This is a genomic window from Aeromonas veronii bv. veronii, from assembly GCF_000820225.1.
In the GTDB taxonomy this organism is placed as follows: domain Bacteria; phylum Pseudomonadota; class Gammaproteobacteria; order Enterobacterales; family Aeromonadaceae; genus Aeromonas; species Aeromonas veronii.
Genome location: NZ_CDDK01000043.1, coordinates 152,581 through 170,497 on the forward strand (window position 1 = coordinate 152,581; position 17,917 = coordinate 170,497).

14 protein-coding genes, 1 tRNA gene and 1 riboswitch are annotated in these 17,917 nt (G+C 60.5%); of the genes, 9 read left to right on the forward strand and 6 right to left on the reverse strand.

Translation table 11 applies throughout. The features are described 5' to 3' along the window. The first annotated feature begins 190 nt into the window (after positions 1-190). The 3 genes from BN1139_RS18975 to BN1139_RS18985 all read left to right on the forward strand — a co-directional run bounded on the left by BN1139_RS18975 (position 191) and on the right by BN1139_RS18985 (position 4,252). A complete protein-coding gene (locus BN1139_RS18975; protein WP_005355208.1) occupies positions 191-1,228 on the forward strand; it encodes an acyltransferase in 1,038 nt (345 codons plus the stop codon). Between the two features lie 293 nt (positions 1,229-1,521). Further along, positions 1,522-3,564: a TonB-dependent receptor gene (locus BN1139_RS18980; protein WP_005355211.1), complete on the forward strand. Its 2,043-nt coding sequence runs from the start codon at positions 1,522-1,524 to the stop codon at positions 3,562-3,564. A 64-nt stretch (positions 3,565-3,628) separates the two neighbouring features. Next, positions 3,629-4,252 carry a PepSY-associated TM helix domain-containing protein gene (locus tag BN1139_RS18985; RefSeq protein WP_005355213.1) on the forward strand — a complete coding sequence of 208 codons (624 nt, stop codon included), beginning with the start codon at positions 3,629-3,631 and terminating at the stop codon, positions 4,250-4,252. A gap of 237 nt (positions 4,253-4,489) precedes the next feature. On the opposite strand, the gene BN1139_RS18990 is transcribed toward BN1139_RS18985, so the two are convergent. Continuing rightward, positions 4,490-4,575, reverse strand: a tRNA-Leu gene (locus BN1139_RS18990). 143 nt (positions 4,576-4,718) lie between these two features. Between BN1139_RS18990 and BN1139_RS18995 the strand changes: the two genes are divergently transcribed. Continuing rightward, positions 4,719-5,252 (forward strand): RDD family protein, encoded by a 534-nt coding sequence (locus BN1139_RS18995; protein WP_005355215.1) that lies wholly within the window; start codon positions 4,719-4,721, stop codon positions 5,250-5,252. Between the two features lie 74 nt (positions 5,253-5,326). Here BN1139_RS18995 and lptG read toward each other — a convergent pair whose 3' ends face one another. Beyond that, complete coding sequence (lptG, locus tag BN1139_RS19000) at positions 5,327-6,397, reverse strand: LPS export ABC transporter permease LptG (protein ID WP_005355217.1); 1,071 nt, start codon at positions 6,395-6,397, stop codon at positions 5,327-5,329. A gap of 25 nt (positions 6,398-6,422) precedes the next feature. Next, on the reverse strand, positions 6,423-7,535 hold the full coding sequence (gene lptF / locus BN1139_RS19005; RefSeq protein WP_005355218.1) for an LPS export ABC transporter permease LptF: 1,113 nt from the start codon (positions 7,533-7,535) through the stop codon (positions 6,423-6,425). Positions 7,536-7,707: 172 nt separating this feature from the next. Here lptF and pepA point away from each other — a divergent pair, with 172 nt between their 5' ends. From pepA to BN1139_RS19020, 3 genes are all read left to right on the forward strand, one after another. Further along, entirely contained in the window at positions 7,708-9,216 is a 1,509-nt protein-coding gene (pepA, locus tag BN1139_RS19010; RefSeq protein ID WP_005336423.1) for a leucyl aminopeptidase, read from the forward strand. Between the two features lie 174 nt (positions 9,217-9,390). Further along, entirely contained in the window at positions 9,391-9,846 is a 456-nt protein-coding gene (locus BN1139_RS19015; protein ID WP_005355220.1) for a DNA polymerase III subunit chi, read from the forward strand. A 65-nt stretch (positions 9,847-9,911) separates the two neighbouring features. Further along, positions 9,912-12,764, forward strand: coding sequence for a valine--tRNA ligase (locus BN1139_RS19020; RefSeq protein ID WP_005355221.1), 2,853 nt, complete (start codon positions 9,912-9,914; stop codon positions 12,762-12,764). A 67-nt stretch (positions 12,765-12,831) separates the two neighbouring features. On the opposite strand, the gene BN1139_RS19025 is transcribed toward BN1139_RS19020, so the two are convergent. Beyond that, complete coding sequence (locus BN1139_RS19025) at positions 12,832-13,818, reverse strand: sodium:calcium antiporter (RefSeq protein WP_013723391.1); 987 nt, start codon at positions 13,816-13,818, stop codon at positions 12,832-12,834. An 87-nt stretch (positions 13,819-13,905) separates the two neighbouring features. Further along, positions 13,906-14,013, reverse strand: a riboswitch (yybP-ykoY riboswitch). A gap of 172 nt (positions 14,014-14,185) precedes the next feature. On the opposite strand from BN1139_RS19025, the gene BN1139_RS19030 reads away from it, so the two are divergent. Then, positions 14,186-14,773, forward strand: coding sequence for a superinfection exclusion B family protein (locus BN1139_RS19030; protein ID WP_005336432.1), 588 nt, complete (start codon positions 14,186-14,188; stop codon positions 14,771-14,773). A 96-nt stretch (positions 14,774-14,869) separates the two neighbouring features. Here BN1139_RS19030 and BN1139_RS19035 read toward each other — a convergent pair whose 3' ends face one another. Together BN1139_RS19035 and BN1139_RS19040 are read right to left on the reverse strand one after the other, a co-directional pair. Then, the gene (locus BN1139_RS19035; RefSeq protein ID WP_013723390.1) at positions 14,870-15,730 is read right to left on the reverse strand and encodes an AraC family transcriptional regulator; all 861 of its coding nucleotides are present in this window, start codon (positions 15,728-15,730) and stop codon (positions 14,870-14,872) included. 4 nt (positions 15,731-15,734) lie between these two features. Beyond that, positions 15,735-16,232 carry a GNAT family N-acetyltransferase gene (locus tag BN1139_RS19040; RefSeq protein WP_005355225.1) on the reverse strand — a complete coding sequence of 166 codons (498 nt, stop codon included), beginning with the start codon at positions 16,230-16,232 and terminating at the stop codon, positions 15,735-15,737. A 161-nt stretch (positions 16,233-16,393) separates the two neighbouring features. Here BN1139_RS19040 and BN1139_RS19045 point away from each other — a divergent pair, with 161 nt between their 5' ends. Further along, on the forward strand, positions 16,394-17,842 hold the full coding sequence (locus tag BN1139_RS19045; protein ID WP_005355226.1) for a catalase: 1,449 nt from the start codon (positions 16,394-16,396) through the stop codon (positions 17,840-17,842). Positions 17,843-17,917: the final 75 nt, after the last annotated feature.

The following is a 17,917-nucleotide window of genomic DNA, read 5'->3' on the forward strand; positions in this document are numbered from 1 at the left end:
TCGCTTTTTTTATCTGCATGAGCGCGCCCAAAAAACGGGAGCCCGCTCCCGTTACAGGTAACACCTTCCACCATCCCGTTACAAAATGTAACTACTCAACAGCGTGATTCACACTAATAGAATCAATTGGTTGTAACCTGGCAGCGAGAATTTTAGCGTGCCATCACAACCCCTGTAACGACGAGCCACCATGCGTATTTCCAGTATCGAGTGCGGGCGGGTACTGGCTATTCTGGCCGTGATGACCATTCACGTATCCCCCTTCGCCAATCCGTTCAATCCCGCCCTGTGGGGAAGTGGATCCTGGCTCTGGCTGAGCGGCACCATCAACCAGTTATGCCGCTTTGCCGTGCCGCTGTTTTTCCTCTGTGCCGGTTATTTTCTGCAGCCGAGACTGAGTCGCGAGGCGCCGCTGACCGTGGCCTGGCGCTACTGCCGCCCCTTGCTGCTGCTCTGGCTGGTGTGGAGTCTGGTCTACCTGCTGGTGCCGTTCAATCCACTGGATGCCGTGCAGCAAGGCTATCTGGCCTCCCTGCGCGGGCAGTGGCAATTCCAGCTCGGCGACCCCCTCAATGGCTGGCTGGTGGGCGGCATGATCCACCTCTGGTTCCTGCCTGCCCTGATCATGGCGGTGGCCCTGCTGGCACTCTGTTACCGGCTTGGCAGACCATCGCTCGCCATCTGGCTGGGTCTTGGCCTCTACTTGCTGGCGCTGCTGGGGGGCTCCTATGCCAAGCCGCTGCTGGGTGCCGAGTGGCCACTGCTCACCCGTAACGGCCCCTTCTTCTCCCTGCTGTTTGTGGCGCTTGGTGCCCTGCTGCGCCAGCGTCAGTGGCAACCCGATGCCCGCACCGGCTGGCAACTGCTGCTGGTGGGCGTGGCGCTCTATGGCTGTGAAGCCTGGGCGCTGCAGCACTTCGCCGGGGTGCCACTCACCCGCCACGACTTCCTGCTCGGTTCCCTTCCCTGGACTATCGGCCTGTTTGGCCTGCTGCTGGCCAACCCCGAGTGGGGCAAGGGCAGCTGGCTTGAACGTCAGGCCCCCAAAGTGCTCGGGATCTACTGCCTGCACATGATGCTGGTGGTCTGGCTCTTCGTGTTCGGCCCGCAGGGCGCATCCATCCTGTGGGAGATCGCCAAGGTGCCGCTGCTGCTGGGATCATCTCTGCTGGCCTATCGCCTGATGGCGGCCCTGCCACTCGCCCATCGACTGCTGCGTACCCACTGAACCCTCCATCCGGCCCGTCCTATCGGGCCGGATGCCTCTTCACGTTTTGTCCCTTTCTCTTCCGCTACGCCCTTTTTCCCTTGCTTCGTTCGCGCGGTTTGCTGCAATGGCTCTGCTTTTCAGCCGAGCTCCCCCGACCGCACAACCCTCCTCCAATGCCCCTATCCATTTTCACCTTGCCAGACAAATGAAAATCAATATCATTGGCATCCCGCTTTGGCGGGTCAGGCTAATTATAATTAAATCAATATGTTCGAGCCGTCAGGTCGACATCCAAAGAGTCAATATTGAATATGCAGCACCCTCACTTTCGCAGAACGCTGGTCTCGCTGGCACTGCTGGGCACCGGCTTCACTGCCCAGGCCACCGATGAAACCATGACTGTGGTTGGCAAGCGCTCCCAGCATCAGGAAGTTGCCACCGCTACCCGGACCAATACGCCAGCCAAGCTGGTGCCCCAGACCATCGACAGCGTCAAGGTCAGCGAGCTGACCGCCTTCGGCCAACCGACGCTGAGTGAAGCCCTGAGCGGCATTCCCGGGGTCAACGCCAGCGGTGATACCCGCTTCGACGGGGTCAATATCCGCGGCTTCAGCGCCAGCAACGACTTCTATCTCGACGGATTCCGCGACGACATGCAGTACACCCGGGATCTCGGCAACATCGAGCGGGTGGAAGTGCTCAAGGGCCCGGCTGCCGTGCTCTACGGCCGCGGTAGCACGGGGGGCATCGTCAACCGGGTCAGCAAGAAGCCGCAAAAAGGGCAGGAGTCCAGCGTCACCGCCCGGGTCGGCAGCTTTGACAGTCAGCGACTGGCCGCCGACCTCAATGGTGAGGCGAGTGAGCAGGTGCAACTGCGCCTCAACATGGCGCAAGAGGACAAAGATAGCTTCCGCAACGGCGTGAAGAGCAAGCGCACCCTGCTGGCGCCTTCCGCCAACTGGGAGATCAGCGACAACCTAAACTGGCTGGTACAGTACGAGCGCAACGAACATGACCGCACCCCGGATCGCGGCATTCCCGGGGTCAATGGCCGTCCGGCCGATGTGCCGCGAGAGTATGTCTACAGCGATACCAGCCGCGACTTCATCGATGACGTGGCGCAATCCACCCGCTCCCGCCTCTCCTGGGATATCAACGATCAGTGGCAGTTGCGCCAGCAGCTCGGTTACTCCACCCTCGACAGCCAGTTTGACAACACCTATGTCACCAGCGTCAAAGGGGATAAGGTGACCCGCTCCCGCTGGCAGCAGGATCTGAAAGCGAAGAACCTGATCAGCAACACCGAGGCCGAGGGTCTGTTCCAGACCGGCCCGGTGGAACATCGCCTGCTGGCCGGCTTCGAGCAGAACTGGCAGGAGCGCACACCCAAGCTCTACCAGAACGCCACCGCCATCCCGTCCGGCAACCTCTACGACCCGGGCTCACTGCCTACCTACAATGGCGCCATGAAGCTCTCCAGCGACGCCAAACACAAGGTGCGCGGCAATGGCCTCTATCTGCAGGATCAGCTCAGCCTGGGTGACTGGCATCTGGTGGGCGGGCTGCGCCGTGACGACTTCACCGTCACCAGTCGCCGCTACGACCTCAACAAGGAGGAAAGCGTCTCGGTCAACAGCCTGAGCCCGCGCCTCGGTCTGGTGTGGAATCCCCTCGAGGATCACGCCTTCTACACCTCCTACAGCAAGACCTTCACTCCGGTGGGCGGCGAACTGATCGGCATCACCCCGGGCGACAAAAACAACGGGCTGGAACCCCAGCACACCCGCCTCTACGAAGGTGGCGTGAAGAGTGACTGGCTGAACGGCAAGCTGGCGACCACTCTCTCCCTCTATCGACTGGAGATGTACAACAAGCGCACCAAGGATCCGCTGGATCCCACCAAGGTGATCCTCACCGGCCTGCAGCGCACCGAGGGTGTCGAGCTGAGCGCCCGCGCCGAGCTGACCGACGAGATCTACCTGCGTGGTGGCTTCGCCATTCAGGATGCGGAGCAGGTCAAGGCGGATACGGATCTGCAGGGCAAGCGCCCGATGAACGTCTCCCGTCAGAATGGCCAGCTCTATCTCGGCTACAAGAGTGGCGAGCAGGGCTGGTTCGGCGAAACCGGCGTGACGGCAGTGGGCGATCGCTTTGCCGACAACGCCAACACCACCACTCTGCCCGGTTACGCTCGCTTCGATGCGCGCGCCGGTTATCGCTGGCAGCAGTGGGAAGCCGAGCTGAGCGCCGAAAACCTGACCGACCACGAGTACTTTGTCAGCGCCACCAGTGCCACCCAGATCATGCCGGGTACGCCCCGTCAGCTGAGCCTGACCGGAACCTACCGCTTCTGATCTCTGTGACAACCACCCCGACTGGCCAGCCCTTGCTGGCCAGTTTTTTTATGAAGCAACCACGATGAAACGCAGAAGAGTTCCCCTTCACAACAACAAATGGGTACGCCGCCTCCATGCCTGGGCCGGTTTTTTTACCCTCGCCCTGATGCTGATGTACGGCATCACCGGTCTCTGGCTGCAACACCGTGCCGTGTTGCCCATCCCCGGCCCCCACACCGACAAATCGAGTGAAGAGATAGTGCTCAAGGCGCCGCTCGCCAGCCCGGAGCAGCTGAAAATCCTGCTGCAACAGCGCTATCCCGATACCTTTGCCGACGGGCGAACCATGATCACCCCGGCCCAGACCCTGCCCACCCCGAACGGCCCGCTCACCCTGCCCGCCAAGTGGGAAATGCGCGGCGTTACCCTCAGCCAGAGCGTGGCCGCCAGCTATGTTGAGGGTACCCTGCTGGTACGTACCGATCTGCAACTGGCCAACTTTGCCGCCAGCCTCAACCGGCTGCACCGCGGCATGGGTACCGGCCTCGGCTGGCAGCTGTTTGGCGATATCGCCGCCCTGGCCCTGTTGCTGCTCGCCCTCACCAGCCTGTTTATGTGGACCAAGCTGCACGGCACACCCAGAGCCATCATCGCGCTGACACTCGCTGGCAGCCTCGGTACCCTGCTGTTTGCCCTGCTGGGATAGCACGGCAACCATGTTCTGATGCAGCAAGGTTTGGAAAAAACCGCAATAGAAACAGACCGCTGGCGGTGATGCCGTCAGCGGCTATATCAAGAAAAGGAAATAACGGAGAGCGGGAAAAGAGAAGGGATACCAAGAGGTAACGGGAAGTACTGCCAGCTCAATAGTAACGCTCCAATGTGCAGGAACGCCAAAAAACAAAAGGCCATCATTGCTGATGGCCTTTTGTCATGAATTTGATGGTGCCCGGGGTCGGACTCGAACCGACACGGTTATTCACCGGCGGATTTTGAATCCGCTGCGTCTACCGATTTCGCCACCCGGGCAACTGCGAGGGATTATACGAATGGCGCGATGCCATGCAAGGTGTTTTTCGATTGAACACTCCCGTTTGTTCATTTATTCAACGTCTTGCCGATGCGGGGCCAGTTACATAGAATGCCGCCATCATCTTAATGGAATAAAAACGATGGCCAAGCCTAAAAAAGTCCAACAAAAATCCCCCTCTCCCGCCACTCAGCCATACCCGTCAGCGGGTCTGCTGCGTCGCCTCGGCGCCCTGATCTATGATGCGCTGGTGGTGACTTCGCTGCTGATCATCGCCGGCTTTATCGGCATGGGTGTCGCCAAGCTGTTGCTGGTCACCGGCATGGCCAGCGTACCGGCGGGTGAAGATACCGTCTGGTTGCTGACCCGCCACCACCTGAGCCTGATCTACACCCTGTGGCTCGCCTTCGTCATCTGTGGTTTCTACGCCTGGTTCTGGACCCGCGCTGGCCAGACCGTCGGCATGCGCGCCTGGCGGCTGCGCATTCAGAACGAAGATGGCAGCCACATCCGCGTTACCCAGGCGCTGATCCGTCTCGCCACTGCCGCCTTTGGTCTGGGCAACCTGATGTGCCTGTTCAACCGCCAGCGCCCGCGGGCGTTTCAGGATATCTGGGCCGAGTGCGAAGTGATCGTGCTGAGCAAAGAGGCAAATCTGGAATTGTTGAACAAGTAATCCCGGATCAATGCAATAACGAAAGAGGGCACCAACAGGTGCCCTCTTTGCATTTCCTCATAACCTCGTGCGGATTACTGCTTGCGGCTGAGGATGTAGAAGGAGATACCGCCAAACAGCAGGCTGGGCGCGATAGCCGCCAGAATGGGCGGTACCGCATAGACCAGACTGATGGGGCCAAACACCCGATCACTCACGTAGACGGCGAAGCCGGTCATGATCCCCATCAGCATCCGAGCCCCCATGCTCACCGAGCGTAGCGGGCCAAAGATGAAGGAGGAGGCCAGCAGGATCATCGCCACCACCGAGAGCGGTGACAGCAGTTTGCGCCACATCTCCAGCTTGTAGCGACCGGCATCCTGCTTGTTGGCATCGAGATAGCCGATGTAGTCGAGCAGACCGGAGACCGAGAGGTTCTCGGGGTCGATACTCACCACCCCCAGCTGCTTGGGCGTCAGCTCCGAGCTCCACTCCATCTTGTCATGCTGTTCGCTGCGGATCTGCGCCGGGTCGTCGAAGCGGGTAACCTGGGTCTGCTTGAGCAGCCAGTGGTGACGCTCGAACACCCCCTCCTGCGCCTGCACCACGTCGATCAGCTTGCGCTCGGGGGTGAAGCGATAGAGGGTGATGCCGGTGAGGGCGCCATCGTTACGCACCCCGTTGATATTGACGAAGTTGTTGCCATCGCGAGCCCACACCCCGTAGGCGGAAACAGTCAGACGACCTTCGGAGAGCGCGCCCGCCTTGATGTCATCTGCCATCCGCTTGGCGATGGGGGCCACATATTCCCCCATCAACCCCACCATGATCATCAGCGGGATCGCCGTCTTGAGCGCAGCCATCACGATACTGATCTTGGAGCGACCCGCCGCCTGCATCACCACCAGCTCGGAGCTGGTCGCCAGCTGACCCAGACCAATCAGGCCACCCAGCAACGCGGCCAGCGGGAAGAAGAGCACCGCCTCCTTGGGCATGGAGAGCAGCACATAGTAGAGGGCATTGATCATGTCGTAGTTGCCGTCACCGACCGACTTGAGCTGCTCCACATATTTGATGAGCCCCGCCAGACCAACCAGCGTGATTTCACACAGCAGGATCGACATAAAGATGACCCTACCGATATATCTATCGAGAATGCCAAACATCAGCAGAAGTTCCTATGTTGCAGCATCATGCTGATTTTCTGTTGAAATAGCGCCCTTTCACCCCGTTCCACCAGCTGGTGCCCTGCAGATTGAGGGGCAGGCCGATAAACAGCAGGTAACCGAGCGGCACCAGGAACATCCCCGGCCAGTAGGGCAGCCGACCGCTGTCGATGGCCGAACGGGCGGCGCTGAGCAGCAGGAAGTAGGAGAGATAGAGCATGATGGCCGGCAACAGCTTGGCGTAGCGCCCCTGACGGGGGTTGACCCGCGCCAGCGGTACCACCAGCAGGGTGAGCACCGGAATGGAGAGGGGCAGCGAGATACGCCACTGCAATTCCGCCATCATGGCGTTGTCCTGGGTACCGAACAGTTCCATGGTCGGCTTGGCCGCCGCCTTGCGGTTGGAACGCTCCATCTCTTGCTGGCGGATCACCAGACCATATTCGCGAAAATCGGAGATCTGGAACTGCTTGCCGGAGAAGTTCCCTTCGTAGCGGGAACCATCCATCAGGGTCAGCCACTGCAGACCGTTCTCGTCGACCGTCACCACCCCTTCGGTCGCCACTACCACCGAGGGAGGATTGTTCCCCTCCGCCCGCTGCAGTACGAAGATCTTTTGCAGTTTTGAGCCGTTGTCGTTCAAATCCTGGATATAGGCAACCAGACGCCCCTTATCGAGATCCATAAAGCGGCCCGCCTGCAGGAAGGAAATACCCGGGTCCGCCTTGAACTCGTCGATCACCTGATACTCGCGCTCCTTGGCTTGCGGGGCGATCCAGCCGGTGTTGAACGCCGCGACCACCGCCGTCAGCAAGGCCAGCAACATGGCGCTGCGCATCACGAAACGGTGGCTGAAGCCGACCGCATGCATCACCGTCATCTCGCTTTCGGCGTAGAGGCGACCATGGGCAAACAAAATGGCTAAAAAGAGGCTGATAGGCAGCATCAACAGCGCCATATTGGGCAAGTTGAGCAGCAGCAGGGTGGAGACCAGACGTGTCGGCACCTCGCCATCGGCGGCGTCACCGATGATCTTGATAAATTGTTGGCTGACAAAGATAAGCAGCAATACGAATAACACTGCCAGCTGGGTTTTCAGGGTTTCCCTGAACAAATATCGGAAAACGATCACAGTCATTCCCAAGTAAACTTGTGTTTTTAGTCGAATGCCTGAAAAATAGGGCCGTATATTGGATTTTTACCAGTTTGAACTGCGGAGCCTGTGGCTGTTCGCTCCGCCTCTGATACCCCAACAAGCACCGCATTATTCAATAAAAGGTGCCTTTTGTCTTTAGGATGTAGGAGATTCCATGGAGTTCAGTGTAAAGAGTGGCAGTCCAGAGAAGCAACGGAGCGCCTGCGTCGTAGTCGGCGTATTTGAGCCTCGTCGCCTCTCTCCGGTTGCCGAACAACTGGACAAGATCAGCGATGGCTATATCAGTTCGCTGCTGCGCCGTGGCGACCTGGAAGGGAAACCAGGCCAGATGCTGCTGCTGCATCAAGTACCGGGCGTGCTCAGCGAGCGCGTACTGCTGGTCGGATGCGGCAAGGAGCGGGAACTCGACGAACGCCAGTACAAGCAGATCATCAACAAGACCATCACCACCCTGAACGAAACCGGCTCCATGGAAGCGGTCTGCTTCCTCACCGAGCTGCACGTCAAGGGTCGGGATACCTATTGGAAGGTGCGCCAGGCGGTAGAAACCACCAAGGCGGGCCTCTACAGCTTCGATCAGTTCAAAACCAACAAGGCCGAGCCACGTCGCCCGCTGCGCAAGCTGGTATTCAACGTGCCGACGCGTCGGGAACTGACCATTGGTGAAAAAGCCATCGCTCACGGTCTGGCCGTGGCCAAGGGTGTGCGGGTCTGCCGCGACGTGGCGAACATGCCGCCCAATGTCTGCAACCCGGCCTATCTGGCCTCCCAGGCCCGTCGTCTGGCCGATGCCTACGACAACATCACCACCAAGGTGGTGGGCGAGCAGGAGATGGCCGAACTCGGCATGAACTCCTATCTGGCGGTGGCCCGCGGCTCCGACAACGAAGCCATGATGGCCATCATCGAATACAAGGGTCATCCGGATGCCAAGCCCATCGTGCTGGTCGGCAAGGGGCTGACCTTTGACTCCGGCGGCATCTCCATCAAGCCTGCTGACGGCATGGACGAGATGAAGTACGACATGGGTGGCGCCGCCTCCGTGCTCGGTACCATGCATGCGCTGGCCCAGCTGCAACTGCCGATCAACGTCATCGGCGTACTGGCTGGCTGCGAAAACATGCCTGGTGGCAACGCCTATCGCCCGGGTGACATCCTCACCTCCATGTCCGGCCAGACCATCGAAGTGCTCAACACCGATGCGGAAGGTCGTCTGGTGCTGTGTGATGCGCTGACCTATGTGGACCGCTTCGATCCGGAAACCGTGATCGACGTGGCGACCCTGACCGGTGCCTGCGTCATCGCGCTGGGTCACCACACCTCGGGTCTGCTGGCCAACCACAACCCGCTGGCCCACGAGCTGCTCAACGCCTCCGAGCAGGCGGGTGATCGTGCCTGGCGTCTGCCGCTGTTTGACGAGTATCAGGAACAGATCGACAGCCCGTTCGCCGACATGGCCAACATCGGCGGTCGTCCGGCCGGCACCATCACCGCAGCCGCCTTCCTGTCACGCTTCACCAAGAAGTACAACTGGGCCCACCTGGATATCGCCGGGACCGCCTGGAAGAGTGGCAAGGATAAAGGCTCCACCGGTCGTCCGGTGCCCCTGCTGACCCAGTTCCTGCTGAACCGGGCTGGCGTGGATATCGAAGAGAAAGAGTAACTCTCCGGCCCCTGCCGATGACAGCATCGGAAGGGTTGGCGTTACCCTGAACCACAAGGAAGAGGCCCGCCTCTTCCTTGTTTCATTCTTGAATCAGTGAGCTGCGGACGGGAAACGCCCCGTCAGCCTCATGAGGCGGTCAACAGTCCGTCACCGCAAAACGGGATCAACCTGATGAGCCAAGTGACCTTTTACCTGATGAGCGAACAGGATGACGCGCAGGCCTCTGCGGTCGAGCGACTGGCCTGCACTCTTGCTGCCGAGTCGTGGGGGGCGGGCCATATCTACCTGTTCTGCAACGATGAGGCCCAGGCCCTGCGCCTGGACGAGTTGTTGTGGCAACTGCCGCCGGAGCGCTTCGTGCCGCACCAGCTGCAGGGCGAAAGCGGTCAGGCACCGGTGGAGATCGGCCACCAGCCGCCACGCCGGCGCTATGCCCGCCTCATCAATCTGGCCAAACAGACACCTTTGTTTGCAGGACACTTCGCTCAAGTGGTAGATTTTGTCCCCACTGACGAAACACAAAAGCAGCAAGCCCGCGAGCGCTACAAGCACTATCGCCAGGCAGGCCATGCCCTCGAGATGAGGGATCAGCCCGTCCTTGCCGCCCCGGATCCGGCGCAGCCCTGACTGCGCCGCCAGTGATCCACGACGAATAAACACCAGAATCCATCCATCCAGATTACGGCGAGACCATGGAAAAGACTTTTAATCACAACGCCATCGAGCAGGCGCTCTACCAGCACTGGGAAGCTCAGGGCTACTTCAAGCCCCACGGCGACACCAGCAAAGACTCCTTCTGCATCATGATCCCGCCGCCGAACGTCACCGGCAGCCTGCACATGGGTCATGCCTTCCAGCAGACCCTGATGGATACCCTGATCCGCTACAACCGCATGCAGGGCAAGAACACCCTGTGGCAGGCTGGTACCGACCACGCCGGTATCGCCACCCAGATGGTAGTTGAGCGCAAGATCGCCGCAGAAGAGGGCAAAACTCGCCACGATTACGGCCGTGATGCCTTCATCGACAAGATTTGGCAGTGGAAGGAAGAGTCCGGTGGTACCATCACCCGCCAGATGCGCCGTCTGGGCGACTCCGTGGATTGGGAGCGCGAGCGCTTCACCATGGATGAGGGTCTCTCCGCCGCCGTGCAGGAAGTGTTCGTTCGTCTTTACGAAGATGGCCTGATGTACCGCGGCAAGCGTCTGGTGAACTGGGATCCGAAACTCAACACCGCCATCTCCGATCTGGAAGTTGAAAACCGCGAGATCAAGGGCCACATGTGGCACCTGCGCTACCCGCTGGCCAACGGCGCCAAGACCGCCGAAGGCAAGGATTACCTGATCGTCGCCACCACCCGTCCGGAGACCATGCTGGGCGATACCGCCGTGGCCGTGAACCCGGAAGACCCGCGTTACAAGGCGCTGATCGGCCAGCACATCCTGCTGCCGCTGGTGAACCGTCTGATCCCCATCGTCGCCGACGAACACGCCGACATGGAGAAGGGCACCGGTTGCGTGAAGATCACCCCGGCCCACGACTTCAACGATAACGAAGTGGGCAAGCGCCACAGCCTGCCGATGATCAACATCTTCACTCTGGACGCCCACGTGCGTGCCGAGGCCGAAGTGGTCGATACCAACGGCAACCCGAGCACCGCCTATGACGCGGCCCTGCCGGCCGAGTTCGCCGGTCTGGAGCGCTTCGCCGCCCGTAAAGCGATTCTGGCCAAGCTGGAAGAGCTGGGTCTGCTGGACGAGATCAAGGATCACGTGCTGCAACAGCCTTACGGCGATCGCGGTGGCGTGCCCATCGAGCCGATGCTGACCGACCAGTGGTACGTGCGCGTGGCACCGATGGCCAAGACCGCCATCGCGGCGGTGGAAGATGGCCGCATCCAGTTCGTGCCGAAGCAGTACGAAAACATGTACTTCTCCTGGATGCGCGACATTCAGGACTGGTGCGTCTCCCGTCAGCTGTGGTGGGGTCACCGCATCCCGGCATGGTATGACGATGCCGGCAACGTCTACGTTGGCCGCAGCGAAGATGAAGTGCGCGCCAAGCACAGCATCCCGTCCGTGACTACCCTGCGTCAGGACGAAGACGTGCTCGACACCTGGTTCAGCTCCGCCCTGTGGACCTTCTCCACCCTGGGCTGGCCGAACAACACCGAGGCACTCAAGACCTTCCACCCGACCGACGTGCTGATGAGCGGCTTCGACATCATCTTCTTCTGGATTGCCCGGATGATCATGATGACCATGCACTTCATCAAGGACGAAAACGGCCAGCCGCAAGTCCCGTTCAAGACCGTCTACATCACCGGCCTTATCCGTGACGAAGAGGGCCAGAAAATGTCCAAGTCCAAGGGCAACGTGCTGGACCCGCTCGACATGATCGACGGCATCTCGCTGGAAGATCTGCTGGAGAAGCGCACCGGCAACATGATGCAGCCGCAGATGGCCGAGAAGATCGCCAAGCGTACCGCCAAGCAGTTCCCGGAAGGGATCGATGCCCACGGTACCGACGCCCTGCGCTTCACTCTGGCAGCGCTGGCCTCTACCGGTCGTGACATCAACTGGGACATGAAGCGCCTGGATGGCTACAACAACTTCTGCAACAAGTTGTGGAACGCCTCCCGCTATGTGCTGATGAACACCGAAGATCAGGATTGTGGCTTCAACGGCGGCGAGATGCAGTTCAGTCTGGCGGATCGCTGGATCCAGTCCCAGCTGCAAGTGGCCATCCGTGACTTCCGTACCGCCCTCGATACCTACCGCTTCGACATCGCAGCCGGTGTGTTGTACGAATTTATCTGGAACCAGTTCTGTGACTGGTATCTGGAGCTGACCAAGCCGGTGCTGACCAAGGGCTCCGAGGCCGAGCAGCGCGCTGCCCGCCACACCCTCGTGACCGTGCTGGAAACCCTGCTGCGTCTGGCGCACCCGATCATCCCGTTCATCACCGAGACCATCTGGAAATCGGTCGCCCCGCTGGCTGGCGTACACGCCGATACCATCATGATTCAGGCCTTCCCGGAATTCGACGCCGCCAAGGTGGACGAAGCCGCGATGGCGGATCAGGAGTGGGTGAAGGAGTTCATCGTCAGTATCCGCAACATCCGTGCCGAGATGAACGTGGCGCCGAGCGTGCCTCTCAACGTGCTGCTCCAGTGCGATGCCAAGGATGCCCAGCGCGCCGCTGACAACGAGGCCTTCCTCAAGTCCCTGGCCCGTCTGGAATCCATTCGCGTACTGGCGGACGGTGAAACCGCCCCGCTGTCAGTGAAGAAGCTGATCGGTGCTACCGAACTGATGATCCCGATGGCCGGTCTCATCGACAAGGACGCCGAACTGGCCCGTCTGGCCAAAGAGGTTGCCCGTCTGGTGGGCGAGTGCGGCCGTATCGAAGGCAAGCTTGGCAACGAAGCCTTCGTCGCCAAGGCGCCGGAAGCGGTCATCGCCAAAGAGCGCGAGAAGCTGGAAGATTACCGTCTCCAGCTGACCAAGCTGGAAGCCCAGCAGGCCGAGATCGCCGCGCTGTAAGCACCGCCCCAACCGATACAACAAAGCCCCCTGCCAAGGGGGCTTTTTCATATCCGCGATTCCCGCTTCAGCTCACCAGCAACCAGCTGCAAAAACCGAGATAGAGCAGACCGACCAACGCCAACCGCCCGGCGGTCATGGTTCCCTTTCTGAACCCCCACCAGAGCAAGCCCACTGCCAGCAGCGTCACCAGCGAGGAGGCCATCATGGCGCCATCCAGCAACCAGGGGGTAAACAGCAGACAGAAGGCCTTGGGGATGGAGCCCTGGATCATCATGGCCCCGGAGATATTGGCCAGCGCCAGCCGGTTCTTGCCCTGCCGCACCCAGATCAGCACGTTCATCAGCTCCGGCATTTCGGTCGCCACCGGACTCAGCAGCAGGGCCGCCAGCACCGGCGAGAGGCCAAACAGCTCGCCCATGCTCTCCAGCTGATGGACAAACAGCTGGGCCGCCAGCGCCACCACCACCAGTGCAGCCAACGTCTGCAGCAACACCTTGCCAAGGGGCGGGATCCCGGCATCTGGGGCCAGCTTGAGGGGCTCCGGCAATTCGACTTCGTGGCTGTCACTCTGTTTCAGCTCGCGCCTTACATAAACGAGGTAGACCAGCACGAACAGCAGAGCCAGCCAGCTCTTGCCGGTGAAGGCGACCAGCCCCAGCGCGGTCGCCACCAGAAAGATGCCCATAAACCAGCGCTGATCCCGGCCAATCTCGCGCTGCACCTCGCCATCGATGGCCCGTTCGGTACGCCCCATGCAAAGCAGCAGGGTAAGACCGACCGCTGCATAGCCGATGGTGGCCAACACCAGCGGCCCGCCAAGGGCGGCACCGATGCCGATCTCCTGCTGGGCGGTCGTGTTGCCCATCAGCAGAGCGGTCAGGGTGACGATGCACTCGGGCAGGGCAGTACCCAGCGCCGCCAGCAGGGAGCCGGTGGCGCTTTGGGAGAGTTTGAAGTGGTGGCCGGTCCACTCGATGCCATTGACGAAATATTCGCAGGCAAGGTAGATGGTGACCGCAGAGACGAGAAATAACAGCAAGGTAATCAACATAATAGATACCGCCAGGCGAGCAGAATAACCGATGGACCCGACATGGCTCGCCCGGCTGGCGTGCATATCGAGGCCAAAGGTCTTGCAGAGCGATAGTGCCTATCGCCGCCCATGCCATGGATACGAGGATCCAAGAGTGTTGACATGGGCCCGGCCCGGAATGCGGGCGGGTTGCTACTCCCCAATGACTGAGGGGACGTTTTAGCAACTCGACCGCCGCCTCACAAGGCAAATTAATGACAACTCATTCAATAAGTTGTAAGGGAATGTAACCTCGCCAGCGCCCCCTCCCCGCCGCCATTGCGCTGTTGGCACACCGATTGCTGTAGGTAGTTCACTATCCACAACAGTTTGGGAAGGATGAACAATGAAACGGTGGATCCAACATTTCTATCAACTGAACCGCCTCAATTGGCTGATGGTCTGGTTGTTGCTCTGCTGCAGCATCATTCTGCTGTTTCCGGCCGGGCTGATGAAAGGGGCCGTCAGCCAGTGGGCTGCGGATCATGCGGCCTGGCTGGGGGTCGGCATGCTGATCGCCATCTCCTACTTCTGCAGTCAGGGCTTCCTGATCGCCTGGGAGTGGGCGTGCGAAGAGTGGCAGGCGCGCCGTCAGCAGGACCAGCTGGCCCAGATGATCGGCTTCCTCGACTTCAACGAGAAGGCGGTGCTGCGCGAATTCGTGCTGCAGCGTAAAAGCGTCATAAACTTGCCGATCACCGAGCCCGCCGTCAAAAACCTGATGGATGCCGGCGTCCTCACCTACGCCTACGGCAAGCCGACCCGGGAGAAGGATGACGAGAACCAGATCCGCGCCCTGATGATCGCCCTGCCCGCCCGACCGCTGCTCACCTACAAGGTGCTGGGACTGTCGCGCGGCAAGATGAGCGACGAACAGGTGGAGCAGATCATGAATGCCAGACCCAAGTTCGCCCAGAAGGGGTTCCAGCGCTAACCGCCGCCCAACCGCCAGATGCAAAAGAGCCGGACACTGTCCGGCTCTCTCGTTTCTGCGCGACGTTCTGTACCATCCCTTCCGTCTTGCTGCGTCCTACCCCTTTAGGCTGGAGCAAAAGCTGACATCGTCCTGCACAGGATCATCGCTCATGCTGTGATAAAGCTCGAAGCAGGGACCATTGCCAAACTCCAGCCCGGCAGCAACGATGTCGCCGATATGTTCCTGCCAACGCGGGCCATACTGACTGCGGTCGGTAATAAGATAACGGGACTGGGCGTAACGACCGGCGGGAATAAGCTGGATCTCGACCGCTCCCATCCCCACCGTCCCCGCAGGCACCGTGACCCCGATGTCAGTGCGACACTGGGCTGGCGGAGTCACCTCGGGGTTATCGTGATAGATGAAGATCCACTCCCCACCTTCCAGACCGCGGGCGCTGGCCCACTGATGCAGCTGGCGGCTGACGGGATCATACCCCTCGCCATAGGGGCCGGTGACACGCATATAGGCCAGAGTACGGGCGTCCATCTCGGTGGTTTTCATGGTATTGCTCCTTGCTGATGAGTGACCCTCAGCATAAGGATTAGGCAGCACAAGTGCGTGTCCATCCTTGCTCATCAAGTGTCCATTCTTGCTCTTGTCGCGGCGAAACTCTCCCGGCGTGCAACCATAGTAACGGCGAAATACCTTGGCAAACGCCTGGGAGCTGGCGAGCCCCGCCCCCAACGCAATGGCCGTGACACTGGCATCGGAATAGCAGAGCTGCCAAGCAGCCCGCTGGATGCGCAGACGACGACACATCTCCCCGGGCGTCTCCCCCGCCACAGCCGTAAACACCCGGTGAAAATGGTAGAAAGACAAGCAGGCACTGCTTGCCAGCGTTTCAATGGAGAGATCGGGATTCTGCTCCAGCGCCCGGATCACCGGGCGCAATCTGGCCTGATAGTCGACCATGCCGTTAGCGACTGACGCTCCCCGCAACTCTGGCCATATAGAGCGCATCCACATAACGCCCTTGGCGGAAGGCATAGTCACGGGCTCGCCCCTCCTCGGTAAAACCGAACTTGCGATAAAGCGCCTGTGCGGCCTCATTGTCGGTATAGACGGTCAGCTCAATCCGGTGCAGGTTGAGCCAGTTATCGGCCAGATCCAGCGCCGCGGCCATCAGGGTAGAGCCCACCCCCTTACCTGCCCAGTCATCTCGCACTCCCATGCCAATCCCGGCCACATGCTTGCGTCTGGGATTGGGCTCAACCAGCAGCGAGAGCTGGCCTACCAGCAGGCCGTCAACGTCGGCGACCAGCGCCACCACGCTGTCGCTCTCCAACCGTTTCTGCCACTGGCTAAGGGGAGGCATAGGCAAGTGCAAAGTGCCCGCCTGGGCATTGGGCATGGCATAGAGATCCCGCAAGGCGGGGGCATCGGCGGGTTCGGCATGACGGATAGTAATCTGCATATGAGGCTCCTTCTCGAAACCTCCATCATGCAATATCCGGCGCAGTTACACACCCCCTCCCCGCACCCATTTGTCTTGCCTATCAAAGGGTGAGGAAAGGCCCATTGGCCGAATACGGTGCAGATCCGTAGGCTGACCCCATATCAACAAGGAGAGAAGCCATGACTGACAAGACCCTGCACAGCGCCAACGGCGCCCCCGTCGTCGACAACAACAACAGCCTCACCGCCGGTCCGCGCGGCCCCATCCTGATGCAAGACATCTGGTTGATGGAGAAACTCGCCCACTTCGACCGCGAGCGCATTCCCGAGCGGGTGGTTCACGCTAAGGGCTCGGGCGCCTACGGCACCTTTACCGTGACCCACGACATCAGCCAGTTCAGCAAGGCCGATCTGTTCAGCGCCATCGGCAAGCAGACTCCTGTATTCCTGCGTTTCTCCACCGTAGCTGGTGAGAAGGGCGCCGCCGATGCCGAACGCGATGTGCGCGGCTTCGCCCTCAAGTTCTATACCGAACAGGGCAACTGGGATCTGGTGGGCAACAACACCCCGGTCTTTTTCATCCGCGATCCGCTGAAATTCCCTGACTTCATCCACACCCAGAAGCGGGATCCGCGCACCAACCTGCGCAGCGCCACCGCCGCCTGGGACTTCTGGTCACGCCATCCGGAATCCCTGCATCAGGTCACCATACTGTTCAGCGATCGCGGCATCCCCAAGAGCCTGCGGGAGATGAACGGCTACGGCAGCCACACCTTCAGCTTTATCAACGATGCCAACGAGCGCTTCTGGGTCAAGTTCCACTTCAAGACCGAGCAGGGCCACAGCTTCTACACCGATGAAGAGGCCGCCACCGCCGTCGGGCAGGATCGGGAGACCAGTCAGGCGGATCTGTTCAACGCTATCGAGCGGGGCGACTTCCCACGCTGGAAGGTCTATGTGCAGGTGATGCCGGAGGCCGAAGCCCAGACTTACAACATCCACCCGTTCGACCTCACCAAGGTGTGGCCACACAGCGACTACCCGCTGATCCCGGTGGGCGTGCTGGAGCTCAACCAGAACCCGGACAACTACTTCGCCCATGTGGAGCAGGCCGCCTTTACCCCGGCCAACGTGGTGCCCGGTATCGGCTTCTCGCCGGATCGCATGTTGCAAGGGCGGCTCTTCTCCTACGGGGACACCCAGCGCTATCGCCTTGGCGTCAACCACGGTCTGCTGCCGGTCAACGCCCCGCGCTGCCCGTTCCACCACGGTGCCCATCGTGACGGTGCCATGCGGGCAGACAGCAATGGCGGCGCCAGCCCCAACTATCAGCCGAACCGTTTCGGCACCCAGCAGCCGAGCGAGCAGCACGAACCGGCGCTGAGTCTGGAAGGGGCCGCCCTGCACTACGACTTCCGTGACTACGACAGCGACTACTACAGCCAGCCGGGCAACCTGTTCCGCATCATGGACGAAGGGCAGCGCTCGCGGCTCGCCGCCAACCTGGCGCGCTCCCTCATCAATGTGGAGGATGACGCCATCGTCGCGGCCCAGCTCAAGCACTTCGAGCAGGCCGACCCCGAATACGCCAAGCGGGTCGAACTGGCACTGGCCGCCTTGCAGCGCTAAGCCGCAAGCAGGCAAGATCTGCAAAAACAAAACGGGGGCCTGATGGCCCCCGTTCTCGTCATGGCGGTATTTGAT

Coding starts and splice junctions, on each gene's coding strand:
- BN1139_RS18975 (WP_005355208.1), top strand. CDS start 191: ATGCGTATTTCCAGTATCGAGTGCGGGCGGGTACTGGCTATTCTGGCC.
- BN1139_RS18980 (WP_005355211.1), top strand. CDS start 1,522: ATGCAGCACCCTCACTTTCGCAGAACGCTGGTCTCGCTGGCACTGCTG.
- BN1139_RS18985 (WP_005355213.1), top strand. CDS start 3,629: ATGAAACGCAGAAGAGTTCCCCTTCACAACAACAAATGGGTACGCCGC.
- BN1139_RS18995 (WP_005355215.1), top strand. CDS start 4,719: ATGGCCAAGCCTAAAAAAGTCCAACAAAAATCCCCCTCTCCCGCCACT.
- lptG (WP_005355217.1), bottom strand. CDS start 6,397: ATGTTTGGCATTCTCGATAGATATATCGGTAGGGTCATCTTTATGTCG.
- lptF (WP_005355218.1), bottom strand. CDS start 7,535: ATGACTGTGATCGTTTTCCGATATTTGTTCAGGGAAACCCTGAAAACC.
- pepA (WP_005336423.1), top strand. CDS start 7,708: ATGGAGTTCAGTGTAAAGAGTGGCAGTCCAGAGAAGCAACGGAGCGCC.
- BN1139_RS19015 (WP_005355220.1), top strand. CDS start 9,391: ATGAGCCAAGTGACCTTTTACCTGATGAGCGAACAGGATGACGCGCAG.
- BN1139_RS19020 (WP_005355221.1), top strand. CDS start 9,912: ATGGAAAAGACTTTTAATCACAACGCCATCGAGCAGGCGCTCTACCAG.
- BN1139_RS19025 (WP_013723391.1), bottom strand. CDS start 13,818: ATGTTGATTACCTTGCTGTTATTTCTCGTCTCTGCGGTCACCATCTAC.
- BN1139_RS19030 (WP_005336432.1), top strand. CDS start 14,186: ATGAAACGGTGGATCCAACATTTCTATCAACTGAACCGCCTCAATTGG.
- BN1139_RS19035 (WP_013723390.1), bottom strand. CDS start 15,730: ATGGTCGACTATCAGGCCAGATTGCGCCCGGTGATCCGGGCGCTGGAG.
- BN1139_RS19040 (WP_005355225.1), bottom strand. CDS start 16,232: ATGCAGATTACTATCCGTCATGCCGAACCCGCCGATGCCCCCGCCTTG.
- BN1139_RS19045 (WP_005355226.1), top strand. CDS start 16,394: ATGACTGACAAGACCCTGCACAGCGCCAACGGCGCCCCCGTCGTCGAC.